The sequence below is a fragment of the Klebsiella sp. BIGb0399 genome, assembly GCF_003752615.1.
Classification (GTDB): domain Bacteria; phylum Pseudomonadota; class Gammaproteobacteria; order Enterobacterales; family Enterobacteriaceae; genus Klebsiella; species Klebsiella lignicola.
Window position 1 is genome coordinate 438,156 of sequence record NZ_RKHT01000005.1, and the last position, 14,882, is coordinate 453,037.

The 14,882-nt window shown below is 53.3% G+C and carries 10 protein-coding genes; 7 read left to right on the forward strand and 3 right to left on the reverse strand.

Annotated features, from left to right (window positions below):
- Position 1: 1 nt before the first annotated feature.
- The 5 genes from EDF82_RS02445 to rluB all read left to right on the forward strand — a co-directional run bounded on the left by EDF82_RS02445 (position 2) and on the right by rluB (position 8,565).
- Entirely contained in the window at positions 2-622 is a 621-nt protein-coding gene (locus EDF82_RS02445; RefSeq protein ID WP_123754031.1) for an L-threonylcarbamoyladenylate synthase, read from the forward strand.
- Between the two features lie 214 nt (positions 623-836).
- Entirely contained in the window at positions 837-2,198 is a 1,362-nt protein-coding gene (locus tag EDF82_RS02450) for a diguanylate cyclase (RefSeq protein ID WP_158613261.1), read from the forward strand.
- Positions 2,199-2,421: 223 nt separating this feature from the next.
- On the forward strand, positions 2,422-4,767 hold the full coding sequence (locus EDF82_RS02455; protein ID WP_227540096.1) for an EAL domain-containing protein: 2,346 nt from the start codon (positions 2,422-2,424) through the stop codon (positions 4,765-4,767).
- Between the two features lie 23 nt (positions 4,768-4,790).
- Positions 4,791-7,409, forward strand: a complete 2,619-nt coding sequence (locus EDF82_RS02460; RefSeq protein ID WP_123754034.1) for an EAL domain-containing protein — start codon at positions 4,791-4,793, stop codon at positions 7,407-7,409.
- 274 nt (positions 7,410-7,683) lie between these two features.
- On the forward strand, positions 7,684-8,565 hold the full coding sequence (gene rluB / locus EDF82_RS02465; RefSeq protein WP_123754035.1) for a 23S rRNA pseudouridine(2605) synthase RluB: 882 nt from the start codon (positions 7,684-7,686) through the stop codon (positions 8,563-8,565).
- A 121-nt stretch (positions 8,566-8,686) separates the two neighbouring features.
- Here the strand turns inward: rluB and cobO are convergent, their stop codons facing one another.
- Positions 8,687-9,277, reverse strand: coding sequence for a cob(I)yrinic acid a,c-diamide adenosyltransferase (gene cobO / locus EDF82_RS02470; RefSeq protein WP_123754036.1), 591 nt, complete (start codon positions 9,275-9,277; stop codon positions 8,687-8,689).
- Entirely contained in the window at positions 9,274-10,035 is a 762-nt protein-coding gene (locus EDF82_RS02475; RefSeq protein WP_123754037.1) for a YciK family oxidoreductase, read from the reverse strand. Before EDF82_RS02475 ends, cobO begins: the two co-directional genes overlap by 4 nt.
- A gap of 255 nt (positions 10,036-10,290) precedes the next feature.
- On the opposite strand from EDF82_RS02475, the gene sohB reads away from it, so the two are divergent.
- Complete coding sequence (gene sohB, locus EDF82_RS02480; protein WP_123755454.1) at positions 10,291-11,337, forward strand: protease SohB; 1,047 nt, start codon at positions 10,291-10,293, stop codon at positions 11,335-11,337.
- Between the two features lie 72 nt (positions 11,338-11,409).
- On the opposite strand, the gene EDF82_RS02485 is transcribed toward sohB, so the two are convergent.
- Positions 11,410-11,661, reverse strand: a complete 252-nt coding sequence (locus EDF82_RS02485) for a YciN family protein (protein WP_123754038.1) — start codon at positions 11,659-11,661, stop codon at positions 11,410-11,412.
- Between the two features lie 413 nt (positions 11,662-12,074).
- Here EDF82_RS02485 and topA point away from each other — a divergent pair, with 413 nt between their 5' ends.
- Entirely contained in the window at positions 12,075-14,672 is a 2,598-nt protein-coding gene (topA, locus tag EDF82_RS02490; protein WP_123754039.1) for a type I DNA topoisomerase, read from the forward strand.
- The last annotated feature ends 210 nt before the right edge of the window (positions 14,673-14,882 follow it).

The following is a 14,882-nucleotide window of genomic DNA, read 5'->3' on the forward strand; positions in this document are numbered from 1 at the left end:
TATGAGCCAGTTTTTTTATATTCATCCGGATAACCCGCAGGCTCGGTTGATTAACCAGGCGGTGGAAATTGTGCGTAAGGGTGGGGTGATTGTCTATCCCACAGATTCCGGTTACGCGCTGGGGTGTAAGATCGAAGATAAAGGCGCCATGGAGCGTATTTGCCGCATTCGTCAGCTGCCAGATGGTCACAACTTCACCCTGATGTGTCGCGATCTGTCCGAGCTGTCGACTTACGCGTTTGTCGATAACGTGGCCTTCCGACTGATTAAAAACAATACGCCGGGCAACTACACGTTTATCCTCAAAGGGACCAAAGAGGTGCCGCGCCGTCTGTTGCAGGAAAAACGCAAGACCATCGGGATGCGTGTCCCGTCGAACCCGATAGCCCAGATGCTGTTGGAGACGTTGGGTGAGCCGATGCTGTCGACCTCGCTGATGCTCCCCGGCAGCGAATTCACCGAGTCCGACCCGGAAGAGATCAAAGACCGTCTGGAAAAGCTGGTGGATTTGATTATTCACGGGGGTTATCTGGGGCAACAGCCGACAACCGTTATCGATCTGACCGAAGATTCGCCGGTGGTGCTGCGTGAAGGCGTTGGCGATGTAAAACCGTTCCAGTAAATATCCACACCGGGCGGTATATTGCTGACCGCCCGGCATGCTGTTCCCTCCATAGTTTATTTTAAGATAACATTCGCATTGCGGCTGTTTTTTAACCTCGCTACTATTATTGCGCTTACGATGTCTGCTGCAGACAGCGTTTTAATAGAATCTGAATATTATGCATAAGCTGACAATTTATCCTTCTGCTGGTTTTAAGAAGGATAAACCCCTGTTGAACACCGTTATTCTTTTTAGTCTGACGGTGGCGCTGTATGCCGTTGGGCAATTTATTGGTCATCACGGTACTGCGCTATTCTGGCCAATGAACGCAGTAGTGGCAGGATTATTTATTCGTCACCAGTCTCTGCGCCAGCCTTACTATTTTGTGATTTTTATCCTGGCGGTTTTGTTTTCTGGCCTGGTGCTCGATAACTACGACCTGACCGGCATACTGATGAACATGTCTGATATTGCTTTCGTGGCAATATTAAGCGGGTTGATATTAAGAGAACGCCAGCCCGCCGAACCTCATTTAAAAATAACCATATTTCGACTGTACAGTTACTGTTTGTTGACCGGGTTACTGTGCGCTATTCCGGGCAGTTATTTTTATGCCCAGATGCATCAGAGCGACTTCTGGCAAATCTACCCGGCCTGGCTGAGTGAAGAGTTTACCACCAGCGTGCTGGTATTACCGGTCATCTTAATTCGCAGAGCAGAGCGCACACCGCGACGCATAACGCTGAGTCGACCATTACCGTTGGTCCTGCTGGTGCTGTCGCTGACGGTTTCCATCACCACCGGTACCCTGGAAAGTATGGGGACGCTGTCGATGATCCTGCCGGCGTTGATCTGGTGTGCGATTGTCTACTCGCTGCCGACGACGTGCTTACTGACCTTGCTGGCCGGCGTTGTTGAAGTGCTGATGGTGGACCAAAAGGTTTCCGGAGTTCATCTGATGGGGCAGATCCCGCCGATCATTTCGGCGCGATTAGGTATCGCAGCCGTTGCGCTCAGCCCGCTGATTGTAGCGGTCAGCGTTGAGGCGGTTAATACCCTCGTTAAGCAGCTCTCACATCAGGTCAGGTATGACTATTTGACCCGGGTCTATTCGCGTTTTGGCCTCTATGAACGGCTAAAAGAGTTGGATGATACCGGCAATGCCACCCCGCTTAACGTGTTGATTCTTGATATCGACCATTTCAAGAACATTAACGATACCTGGGGACATGACTGCGGCGATCGCGTGCTTACCGCCTTTGCGGGCCGGGTGAAGAGCGTCGTCGGTAAGCTTGGCATCGTCGCCCGTCTGGGTGGCGAAGAGTTTGCGGTTATTATGGCCGGCAAACCCGGTGACGCGGGTTTACAACTGGCGGAAGAGATCCGTCAGGCCGTTGAGGAAATGGAAGTTGAATGGGGCAGTAAAAAGCTGTCACTGACTGTCAGTATTGGACTGAGCTACGGAACAGCGATGCGGCAGAATATTGTCGATATCTTTGACAAGCTGCTATCAGAAGCAGATGGCTATTTATACCAATCGAAAAAAACGGGGCGCAATCGTACCAGCGCACCGTCCGTATTGGCAATTCGCTAGCCGATAGCTTCATTCTGATTGCCCTTGATGCGTCATTGTGGGGTGATATTTATTAAACGAATTCACCCACATGGGTATAACGTGTCCTATGACCAAATCTTCTTATAAAATGTATCCGTTCACTTTATTAAAAAGTGTGCTTCTGGTTTCTCTGATTTTATTGATTATCATTATTGTTTGCCTGACTGGGTTATTTAATTATCAGTCTCATCAGGTGGAAGAGGTGGTCAGTAAGCAATTGCTGCTCAGTAATAGCCAACTGGTGCAACATAAGCTGGAAGATTTCTTCGAGCGCCCGCTGCAGGTCAGTAATCTGTTGCAGCAATATATTCAGGGCAGTGACGACAATATCCCGGAACAGCAACTGGTGCCGGAGTTAGTCTATTTAACTGCTCATGCGCTGAATTCCACTCCGGCATTTAAAAGCCTTTCCTGGGCTGAAACCAGCGGTCGTTACTATTCCGTGGTGCGAAACGATCACAGCAACCAAATCTATTTACAACGCACGCTGGCTAGCGAGCCGCAGCGCCTGGTGAGCTATAGCGGCATCACCAAAGATTCGACGATTGTCAAAGTTAACGAGCATTTCAACGTTACCGGGCAGCCGTGGTTTGTGAAGGCGCGACAAAAGAAGCAACCTTTCTGGAGTATCGAACGCCTCACCGGGAGCCCGACCATCATCTATCATCTGCCGGTATTCAATAAGCAGGGGATGTTCCGCGGGCTGATCTCCAGCGGGACGATGCCGGCCGATATGAAGGGATATTTGCAAAGTATTCTTCCGGGCACCCGCTCAGCGCTGTTGATAAGCGATGAAAGCAACCATATCGTCGCTTCCTCGGGCATCACCGCGGCGCTGCAACAAAACCAGCCGGTGATTCGCCAGATCCTCAAGACCAGCCGTCCACAGGACGTCACGTCCTTTAACATCGATGGCCGCGAGTACCTGGCGACCGTCTTTGATGTCCAGGATCGCGATCGGGCATTGAAGTGGAAGGCACTGATGATCGCGCCTTATAAGCAGGCAAATACCGCGATGAACCAGCAGCGGTTGATGATGACCCTCAGCAATATGCTGTTCATTTTTGCGCTGATGGTCGTTCTGGCGCTCATTATTTCTCACTTTACCGGCACCCTGAAAGAAGTGGCGGATAAAGTGCGGCCTGGCCTGATGCCGTGGACTAAACAGCCTAAACGGCTGTTCCCGGAAATTGCCAACCTCGATGAGGCGCTGAATAACGTCTCGCAGACCCTGCCTGGGGCCTTCGAAAATAAGCGTAAGAAGTTAGAAGAGGATCCGGAAACCGGCTTTTTAAACCGCAACGGCCTGCTGCTGACCGAGTCGCTGTATGACAACCGCAACCTGTTAGCGATGGTGCATGTCAGCAACTACAACTCGGTGAAGAACGTGCTAGGCAATGAGCTGGCACGCCAGTTTATCCGCCAGTTTGCCCTGCGTATCCGCGAGATCCTGCCGGAAGGGGCGCTGTGCTGCCGCGATCGTGAAGATCTGTTTATCATCGCGTTTGCCGGAACCTATGAAAGCAAAGATGTGGCCTATTACAGCTCATTGCTCTCCTCGATATTCCGCCTGGCGACGCCGGAGTCATCCGGTGATGCGCATATTTTCACCGGCCACGTCGGGATGGTTCAGGACACGCTGTCGCAGGAGAACATCAGCGAATGCCTGATGAACGTCAGTATTGCCTTACAGCATGCGCAACTTCAACGCAGCGGAGCCAGCGAGTTGTTTACCTCGCAAATGCGCGAAGAAGAGGTCAATAACCTGCGTCTGCACCAGGCCCTGTGCGATGACCTGCAGACCGAAGGTTTCCACCTGGTGTTGCAGCCCATCGTCTCCTTTGAAGAAGGCAGCCACTGCAAAGAGGGTGAATGCCTGATCCGCTGGCAGTCCAACGTGCTGGGCTTTGTGCCGCCGGACAAATTTATTGGTCTGGCCGAGCATACCGGCATGATTGTGCCGCTCGGTAAGTGGATTGTCGAAACCGCCTGTCGCGAACTGGCAGCCTTTATCGCCAACGGTGCGCCGCAGGACTTTAAACTGCATGTGAATATTTCCGCGGTGCAGCTACAACAACCTGATTTCTCGACTCATTTACTGGCTGCCATCCAGCGCTATGAGCTGATGAACAGCAATATTTGCATCGAAATTACGGAAAGCGTCCTGCTGCACGATACCCACCGGGTGGTGAAGATCCTCGCCTATTTGCGCCGTCTGGGCGTATCGGTGGCGATTGATGATTTTGGCTCTGGTTATTCCAGCCTCTCTTACCTGCATTCATTACCGTTTGACTGCCTGAAAATCGATCGCGGGTTTGTGAAAAACGTGCTGGATGACAAGAAGAGTGAGGCGGTGATCGCCTCCGTACTGATGCTGGCACAAAGCTTTGAAGTTCCGCTGGTTGCCGAAGGGGTCGAAACCGCAGAAATGGCGGCCAAGCTCAAGGAGATGGGATGTGACCTCGCTCAGGGTTACTACTACTCCCGACCGAAGGCCTTCGATCAATTCGCACCGGAAAACGGCATTTTGTTTGTCGAGCCGGAATAACGGCGGCACCTTCGGGAGACTCTATGCAAATTCTCAAGAAACAGTTTTCGATCAAGAGCTATCCGCTGTCGCTGGCGCACATGATTCCGTTAACGCTGCTTACTACCGTCATCGCGGTTTTGCTGATCGTTTATACTTTTCTCTACTTCCAGGGCTCGGCTTTTATTGATGAAGTCAGCCAGAGCATTCTCAGCGCCAGGCGAATCGCCATCGAAGAGGCCATCCACGACTATATCGATGTTCCGATCCAGTCGAATGCCATTATTGTTCATGCCATTGGCCGTGAAGAGGGCGATACCATCGAGGTTCGTCATCTGGTCAGCGATATCGCCAATACCCTCAACAATGTGTTTATCAATAAGCAGTATCTGAGCACCATTGAGTTTGGTAGCGTAAATGGCGACCTGGTTCAGGTGGCACATGATAAAGCGCATTCGGATAATGACTATCTCTCGCTCAAGGATGCGCAAACTCAGCATCAACTGACGGTCTACAACCATCTCAGCGTGAACGCCAGCGTCGATAAAACGATCGACAATGTGGATGTTTTACAGAGCGCGTGGTTTAAGCCTGTCGCACACAGCCAGAATGCTGGCTGGACAACCCCTTTTCAGAACGATGAGCATCGTCAGGAAATCGCGGTCGCGTACAGTTCCCCGGCGTTTAACCGTCAGGGGAAATTTGTCGGCGTGGTGGCCAGCGAAATGCATCTCGAAGAACTGAATCAGCAACTGGAAAAACTCAAACCCTTTCCGAGCAGCGTGCTGTTGATCGTCAACGAGCAGCAGCAATTGATCGCCTCATCCCTGCCGACGCTGGCGCACGGTATGTTGAAAAAAGAGGGGCAGAGCGCGCTCACGCTGCAAAAGCTGGATTCCCTCGACAACCCGGTTATCGTCGCGGCGAACGAGGCGATAAAACAGGCGCAGCAGCCAGGCCTGCAAGCGATGACGGTGCAGGGCAAAGATTATTACGTCGACGCCTTCCCGGTACGAGACCGCGAGTCATTACTGCAATGGCAGGGGGTGATTATCAGCCCGGCGAAGACCATTACCCACACGGTAGTGAAGTATTCGATGATGACGATGGCGGTGCTGTTTCTGGTGCTGATTACTGGCCTTCTGGTGGTGTTCTGGGTGTTGAAACGGGTGGCGAAACCGCTGCAGGATATCGTGCGTAAGTCCGACCAACTGGCGACACACCGCTGGACCCCGCCGGATAATAAGCGGCATTTCCCGGAGATTGTCTCCCTCGAAACCACCTTTATGGCGCTGTCGTACAAGCTGGCGGAAAGTTTTGAAAGCCAGCGGCGGAAAATTGAAGAGGATGAAAGCACGGGGCTTTTTACCCGGGCGGGGCTGCTGCAACAAGATGCGCTCTACAGTCGCCGCAACCTGCTGGGGCTGGTGAGTATCAGCAACATGAACACCATTATTAACTCGCTAGGGGCGGAGTACGGCAACACCTTTATTAATGAGTTTATCCGCCGTCTGCAGACATTGCTGCCGACGGACACGCTGCTCGCCCGCGATAAAGACGATAAGATCATTATTGTTTTCCCAGGGATGAATCAGCAAAAGGATTATCAACGCTACCGCGACATTTTATCGTCACTGTTTATCAGCGAAGAACTGGAGCACTATCCCTCAGATAAAAAGTATGTCTATACCGGTAATGTCGGGATGGTGTTCAGCGAGATCACCGCGCAGAACGTGACCCAGGTGCTGCAGGAAGCCTGGATTACGTTGAAGCAGGCGCAAAAGCAGGGCAATGGTGTGGTTACGCTGTTCTCCAGCGAAATGCGCGATCACGAACTGTTTAATATCCGCCTGCATGAGCACCTGAGCGATGCGATTCATCGGCAGGAGTTTCATCTGGTCCTGCAGCCTATTATCGATCAGGGCGATGAGGAACATTGCCGTGAAGGGGAGTGTCTGATCCGCTGGCATTCTGAGGTGCTGGGTGACGTTCCTCCTGACCGCTTTATTCCGCTGGCCGAAGAAACCGGGCTTATCATCCCGCTGGGGAAATGGATCATTGAAGAGGCGTGCCGTGAGCTGGCCGCGATGATTGCCCGCGGCGCGCCGAAAGATTTCGTTATCTATATTAATGTCTCGGCGATCCAGATCCTGCAGCAGGATTTTGCCTGGCACTTAATGGATTCCATCCGCCGCAATGGGCTGTCAAATGCCAACGTCTGCATCGAGATCACCGAACGCGTGCTGGCCAATAATGTTGAGCGGATTGGTAAGATGTTGAGCTACCTGCGTCGCCACGGTATATCGGTCTCGCTCGATGACTTTGGCGCCAATTTCTCCAGCCTGTCCTATTTGCATACGCTACCGTTCGACAGTATTAAAATCGACCAGCAGTTTATCAGCGATTATCTGGATGATGAGAAAGCGACATCGGTGATTAACTCGCTGATCGTGCTGGCTCGCGGGTTTAAAGTGCCGCTGATTGCTGAAGGGATAGAAGATGAGGGCGTGAAGCAGCAGCTGCAGAAGCTGGGGTGCCAGAAGGCGCAAGGGTACTACTTCCATCACCCGGCGGCCTTTTCCAGCTTCCGCTGCGAAACCGGGGCCTTCTATTACCAGAATGAGAGCCCCGCTGACGATGAAAAAGAGGGTGAACCTGCGTGAAATTGTGCGCAACAGGGAGGATAAAGGCGGCAATCTGACGCATAATCGATGGAGCCTGTAGACCGGCGTAGCAGGCGAATGCAACGCAAAGCAGCATTCATTTTTTAGTTAGTGTAGAATAGCCGCCCACGTAGACGGGCGGGCCCGGCTTTGGCTGAAGATAACGCCCCCCTTTGATGTAGAAAGCATCTACAAAACAACTGGTTATATAGCTATCCGGTTGTTTTATAAAGTATACCAGACGCCTGGGAAGGCGACACCTTAAGGAAGCTCAATGAGCGAGAAACTACAGAAAGTGCTGGCCCGCGCCGGCCACGGCTCCCGCCGTGAGATTGAATCTAAAATCGAAGCTGGCCGCGTCAGCGTCGATGGCAAAATCGCCACCCTCGGCGATCGCGTTGAAGTTGTACAGGGTATGAAAATTCGTATTGATGGTCATGTGATCTCGGTGAAAGAGTCTGCTGAGCAGATTTGCCGCGTCCTGGCGTACTACAAACCGGAAGGTGAACTCTGTACCCGTAACGATCCGGAAGGCCGTCCGACGGTGTTTGACCGTTTACCAAAACTGCGTGGCGCACGCTGGATTGCGGTGGGGCGTCTGGACGTCAACACCTGCGGTCTGCTGCTGTTTACCACCGATGGTGAACTGGCAAACCGACTGATGCACCCAAGCCGTGAAGTCGAACGTGAATACGCCGTGCGCGTGTTTGGTCAGGTTGACGAAGACAAACTGCGTCAGCTGTCTCGCGGCGTGCAGCTGGAAGATGGCCCGGCGGCCTTTAAAACTATCAAGTTTGCCGGCGGTGAAGGGATCAACCAGTGGTATAACGTCACGCTGACCGAAGGGCGTAACCGTGAAGTCCGTCGCCTGTGGGAGGCCGTCGGTGTTCAGGTCAGCCGTCTGATCCGCGTTCGCTACGGCGATATCCCGCTGCCAAAAGGCCTGCCTCGCGGCGGCTATACCGAGCTGGATCTGGCGCAGACCAACTACCTGCGTGAGCTGGTGGAGCTGCCGGCAGAAACCACCACTAAAGTAGCGGTAGAGAAAGATCGTCGTCGTGTGAAGGCGAATCAGATTCGTCGCGCTGTCAAACGCCATAGCCAGGTGGGCAACAGCAGCAATCGCCGCTCTGGTGGCAGCCGTAACAACGGCTAATCTCCTGATGTCCGGTGGGTTCCCGCCGGACACCTTTTTGCAGTAAATCTTCCTGTAGTGCCTCTACCGCTGTCGTCATTGACGCTGGCGTACCATCATGCGTGGTGGGTACGGCGAGCGCTTAGTAATCAATTCCCATCTGCGCTTTGAGCCCGGCATCGAAGGCGTGCTTCACCGGCCGCAGCTCGCTGACGGTATCGGCCAGGTCGATTAACTCGCGATGACAGCCGCGCCCGGTGATAATCACCGTTTGTTGGGCAGGGCGGTTGCGCAGTGCCGACAGCACCTCTTCAAGCGGCAGGTAGTCGTAGGCCACCATGTAGGTCAGCTCGTCAAGCAGAACCATATCCAGCGTCTCGTCAGCCAGCATCCGCCGCGCGTGTTGCCAGACGGCGAGGCAGGCAGCGGTGTCGCTTTCCCGATCCTGGGTATTCCAGGTAAACCCGGTGGCCATCACCTGAAATTCAACCCCGTGTGGCTCCAGCAGGTTGCGCTCGCCATTGGGCCAGGTACCTTTAATAAACTGGATGACGCCGGCTTTTTTACCATGCCCGATGGCACGGGTGACGGTGCCAAAACCGGCGGTGGTTTTTCCTTTCCCGTTACCGGTGAACACGATAACAATGCCGCGTTCTTCCTGCGCTGCCGCCACTCGGGCGTCGACTTTATCTTTTACCCGCTGCTGGCGTTCACGGTAACGTTCATCACTCATTGTGCAATTCCTGGTTTGCGCCCGGGCTGGGCATCGAAGGTCATTCCCGTCTTACGACGGCTGTCATCGCCCATCAACCATAAATAGACCGGCATGATATCGGCGGGAGTTTTCAGCTTTTGCGGATCTTCCGTCGGGAAGGCATTGGCGCGCATTTTGGTGCGCGTGCCACCCGGATTAATGCAGTTCACCCGCAGGTGACGGCTCTGATACTCTTCGGCCAGCACCTGCATCATCCCTTCAGTCGCAAACTTGGAGGCAGCGTATGCGCCCCAGTTGGCGCGTCCCTGACGGCCAACGCTGGAGGAGGTGAAGACCAATGAGCCCGACTCGGACTTCAGTAATAAAGGAAGCAGGGCCTGGGTCAGCATAAAGGTGCCGTTGACGTTAACCTGCATTACCTGCTGCCAGACGTCCGGTTTTTGCTGGTCCATCGGACACACGTCGCCCAGCAGGCCGGCGTTATGCAGCACGCCATCGAGGCGCGGGTAGTGGATGCTTATCTGTTGCGCCAGCTGCTGACACGCCTGAGGGGTACAGGTGAGCAGATCCAGCGTAAACCACGGCGCGGGGATCCCGCCGGCCTGTTGAATTTCATGCGAGACGCTTTTCAGCTTCTCTTCGTTACGCCCGACCAGGATAACGCTGGCGTTGTAGCGCGCGTAGGTCAGCGCGGCTTCACGACCGATCCCATCGCTGGCGCCGGTAACCAGAATGATGCGATCTTTTAATAAATGACTCTGCGGCTGATAGTGCACGGCGACTCCTTGAGCAATCTGCAGACGATCGCACGGTGTATTCGGTATCTCACTTTTGCGTTTTATGCCTGAAACAGGCGGCTATTGCAATCGGCGAAGGGGGAAACACGTATCGAAATGAATATCTTGCAACGTTTTCAGCGTCGCTAAAAAAAAGAGGAACGAGCCTCGTACCGCACACAAAGCGCAGAGACTTCCTGAAGGCGGCTGATGTACACTGTGCTTCAACGTCAGTGGTTTACACAAGGTGAAAACGTGGAATTACTTGCTCAATATGGCCTGTTTTTGGCCAAAATCGTGACAGTGGTTGTCGCGATTGCGGTTATTGCCGCAATTATCGTTAACCAGGCTCTGCGCAAGAAACAGCGCGGTGAGCTGCGGGTGACTAATCTTAGCGAGCAATACAAGGATATGCGGGAAGAGCTGGCGGTAGCGCTGCTCGATGGCCCGCAGCAAAAGCTCTGGCATAAAGCGCAAAAGAAAAAGCTCAAGCAGGAGGCGAAAGCCGCCAAAGCGCGAGCCAAACTGGGATCGGCGGAGCCGGACAGCAAACCGCGTGCCTGGGTGCTGGATTTTAAAGGCAGTATGGATGCGCACGAAGTCGGTAGCCTGCGCGAAGAGATAACCGCAGTGCTGGCGGCGGTAAAACCCCGCGACCAGGTTATTCTGCGTCTGGAAAGCCCCGGTGGCGTGGTCCACGGTTATGGCCTGGCAGCCTCGCAACTGCAGCGTCTGCGTGACAAAAAAATTCCACTCACCGTCGCGGTCGATAAAGTCGCGGCCAGCGGTGGCTATATGATGGCCTGCGTGGCGAACAACATTGTTGCCGCTCCCTTTGCCATCCTCGGCTCTATCGGTGTGGTGGCGCAGATCCCAAACCTTCACCGTTTCCTGAAGAGCAAAGAGATCGATATTGAGCTGCATACCGCCGGGCAGTACAAACGGACCTTAACACTGCTGGGTGAGAACACCGATGAAGGCCGCCGCAAGTTCCGCGAAGACCTGAACGAGACCCATCAGTTGTTCAAAGATTTTGTCCATGAAATGCGCCCCTCGCTGGATATCGAGCAAGTGGCAACCGGTGAACACTGGTATGGCGTGCAGGCGCTGGAGAAGGGGCTGGTGGACGCGGTGAAAACCAGTGACGAGCTGCTTCTGGGCCTGATTGACACTCATGACGTGATTGCCGTGCGTTACCAGCAGCGTAAAAAAATGCTCGACCGCTTTACCGGGAGCGCCGCGGAAAGTGCCGACCGGTTACTGCTCCGCTGGTGGCAGCGGGGACAAAAACCGCTGATGTAACTGGCTTATCAAACAACAACGCGAGGCAAATGCCTCGCGTTGACATTATGGGCTTTGGATATATTACAAAGTCTAATCTGCCAGGTGGTATTTGTCTGACAGCGTATGCGCCAGATATTTGAACATATTAAATACCGCAGTGCTCCTGGGCGTTGGCAGGCCTTGCTCATCAAGATAAAACTCGCCGCTGAAAACCAGTACGCCATTACGTTGAACAACGTCGGTCGCTTCGATTCCGGCGAGCGTGTCTTCATGTTCACGAATGAGTTTATTCGCTACTTCAAGTAGTGTCTGGCGATCGATAGGTTGGGTTGTATCTTGCATAACGGACTCCTGTGTTTCTTCCTGCGATAGTTTACGCCGCGTGGCGAGCAGGGGCAAATTTTCCATTTAGAATACATGGATAATGGCAAGGGTCTAAGAAACATGACTTTACTGGCAGGATTTGCATTTGCATGCTAATAAAGTTGCGTAACGAATTTTATCAGGTACAGTGTGACGCTTTCGGCGATCTGGCAACAGATTTGCTTGACATTCGGCCAAAAATTCTTCGTGCTATGTCACCTGACGGGCAAACGTCAGTAAACTCAGCTATCTGGTTTTATGGATGTGAAACCAGACGTGCAAAGGGTTGATATCCATCGACGGCGTCGCAACATTTGACGTACGCCACCCATGGATGGTGAATCAACATGTGCGATCTATTCCTGGATGAATCAAATTAGGTAAAGGTGAATATGGGTAAAGCTCTCGTTATCGTTGAGTCCCCGGCAAAAGCCAAAACGATCAATAAGTATCTGGGTAATGACTACGTGGTGAAATCCAGCGTCGGTCATATCCGCGATTTGCCGACCAGTGGCTCAGCCTCCAAAAAGAGCGCCGACTCTACCTCCACCAAAGGGGCTAAAAAGCCTAAAAAGGATGAACGTAGCGCTCTGGTCAATCGTATGGGCGTCGACCCATGGCATGACTGGGATGCACAGTACGAAGTACTTCCGGGTAAAGAAAAGGTAGTTTCAGAACTCAAACAGTTGGCTGAAAAAGCCGACCATATCTATCTCGCAACTGACCTTGACCGCGAAGGGGAAGCCATTGCATGGCACCTGCGGGAAGTTATCGGTGGAGATGAAAAACGCTATAGCCGCGTGGTGTTCAATGAAATCACTAAAAACGCGATCCGTCAGGCATTTGATAAGCCAGGCGAGCTGAATATCGATCGTGTTAATGCCCAGCAGGCGCGTCGCTTTATGGACCGCGTCGTGGGCTATATGGTTTCTCCGCTGCTGTGGAAAAAAATTGCGCGTGGCCTGTCTGCCGGCCGCGTCCAGTCCGTTGCTGTGCGTCTGGTGGTTGAACGCGAACGCGAAATTAAAGCCTTCGTCCCGGAAGAGTTCTGGGAAATCGACGCCAGTACCACCACCCCGGGGGGCGATGCCTTACCGCTGGAAGTCACGCACAAGCACGACAAGCCATTCCGTCCGGTTAACCGTGACGAGACCATGGCCGCGGTGGCGTTACTGGAAAAAGCCAGCTACAGCGTCCTCGAGCGTGAAGATAAACCGACCAGCAGCAAGCCGGGTGCGCCGTTTATCACCTCGACGTTGCAGCAGGCCGCCAGTACGCGTCTGGGCTTTGGGGTAAAGAAAACCATGATGATGGCGCAGCGTCTCTATGAGGCGGGCTACATCACCTATATGCGTACCGACTCCACCAATCTGAGCCAGGACGCGCTCAGCATGGTTCGCGGGTATATCGACGATAACTTTGGTAAAAAGTATCTGCCGGAAAACGCCAACCAGTACACCAGCAAAGAAAACTCGCAGGAAGCGCACGAAGCGATTCGTCCTTCTGATGTGAGCGTGATGGCTGAAGACCTGAAAGGGATGGAAGCGGACGCGCTGAAACTGTATCAGCTGATCTGGCGCCAGTTTGTCGCCTGTCAGATGACACCGGCGCAGTACGACTCCACCACGCTGACCGTGAAGGCCGGTGACTTCAAACTGAAAGCGCGTGGTCGTACCCTGCGCTTTGACGGTTGGACCAAAGTGATGCCGGCGCTGCGTAAAGGCGATGAAGATCGCACCTTACCGGTGGTCAATCAGGGCGAGAGCCTGACCCTGGTTGAACTGATGCCAGCGCAGCACTTCACCAAACCGCCGGCGCGCTTTAGTGAAGCGTCGTTGGTAAAAGAGCTGGAGAAACGCGGTATCGGCCGTCCGTCTACCTATGCGTCGATCATCTCGACCATTCAGGATCGCGGTTACGTGCGGGTAGAAAACCGTCGCTTCTATGCAGAAAAAATGGGTGAGATTGTCACCGATCGCCTCGAAGAGAACTTCCGCGATCTGATGAACTACGATTTCACCGCGCAGATGGAAGACCGTCTTGACCAGGTGGCTAACCACCAGGCCGAGTGGCGTAAGGTGCTGGACCACTTCTTTGGCGACTTCACCACCCAGCTGGAAACGGCTGAGAAGGATCCGGAAGAGGGCGGCATGCAGCCGAACCCGATGGTGCTGACCAGCATCGACTGTCCGACCTGTGGCCGCAAGATGGGTATTCGTACCGCCAGCACCGGTGTGTTCCTCGGCTGCTCTGGCTACGCGTTGCCGCCGAAAGAACGCTGCAAAACCACCATTAACCTGGTGCCGGAAAATGAAGTGCTCAACGTGCTGGAAGGCGATGACGCCGAAACCAACGCGCTGCGTGCCAAACGTCGTTGCCAGAAATGCGGCACGGCGATGGACAGCTACCTGATCGATCCGAAGCGCAAGCTGCACGTCTGTGGTAACAACCCGACCTGCGACGGCTACGAGATTGAAGAGGGCGAATTCCGCATCAAGGGCTATGACGGCCCGGTCGTGGAGTGCGAGAAATGTGGTTCTGAAATGCACCTGAAAATGGGGCGTTTCGGCAAATACATGGCCTGCACCAACGACGAATGTAAGAATACGCGTAAAATTCTGCGTAATGGCGAAGTGGCTCCGCCGAAGGAAGATCCGGTTCCATTACCGGAACTGCCTTGTGAAAAATCGGATGCCTATTTTGTGCTGCGTGATGGTGCGGCAGGGGTCTTCCTTGCGGCTAACACCTTCCCGAAATCACGTGAAACACGTGCGCCATTAGTTGAAGAACTGTACCGCTTCCGCGATCGTCTGGCCGAGAAACTGCGTTATCTCGCCGATGCACCGCAGCAGGATCCTGAAGGCAACAAAACGCTGGTGCGTTTTAGCCGTAAGACCAAGCAGCAGTACGTGGCCTCAGAGAAAGATGGCAAAGCGACCGGCTGGTCAGCCTTCTATATTGATGGCAAATGGACTGAAGCGAAAAAGTAAGCGCATGACTCTCCTTGAAAGGGCCGCATAGCGGCCCTTTTTCTTGCTGATTTTTCAGCTAAAATGGTTTTTATTCCCCGCCTGAACGCTGCCTTATAACCGGCTTATTATTTTTTGTTAGTGTCTATACACTGAAGGTATAAATGATATAGTGGTTATAGTTAATCTCTTTTTTATTATTAAATCGTCTTATACATCATCGTTTCAGCG

What these genes read in the sequence shown, in the direction of transcription:
- EDF82_RS02445 (WP_123754031.1), top strand. Translation starts at nt 2, where the DNA reads ATGAGCCAGTTTTTTTATATTCATCCGGATAACCCGCAGGCTCGGTTG.
- EDF82_RS02460 (WP_123754034.1), top strand. Translation starts at nt 4,791, where the DNA reads ATGCAAATTCTCAAGAAACAGTTTTCGATCAAGAGCTATCCGCTGTCG.
- rluB (WP_123754035.1), top strand. Translation starts at nt 7,684, where the DNA reads ATGAGCGAGAAACTACAGAAAGTGCTGGCCCGCGCCGGCCACGGCTCC.
- cobO (WP_123754036.1), bottom strand. Translation starts at nt 9,277, where the DNA reads ATGAGTGATGAACGTTACCGTGAACGCCAGCAGCGGGTAAAAGATAAA.
- EDF82_RS02485 (WP_123754038.1), bottom strand. Translation starts at nt 11,661, where the DNA reads ATGCAAGATACAACCCAACCTATCGATCGCCAGACACTACTTGAAGTA.
- topA (WP_123754039.1), top strand. Translation starts at nt 12,075, where the DNA reads ATGGGTAAAGCTCTCGTTATCGTTGAGTCCCCGGCAAAAGCCAAAACG.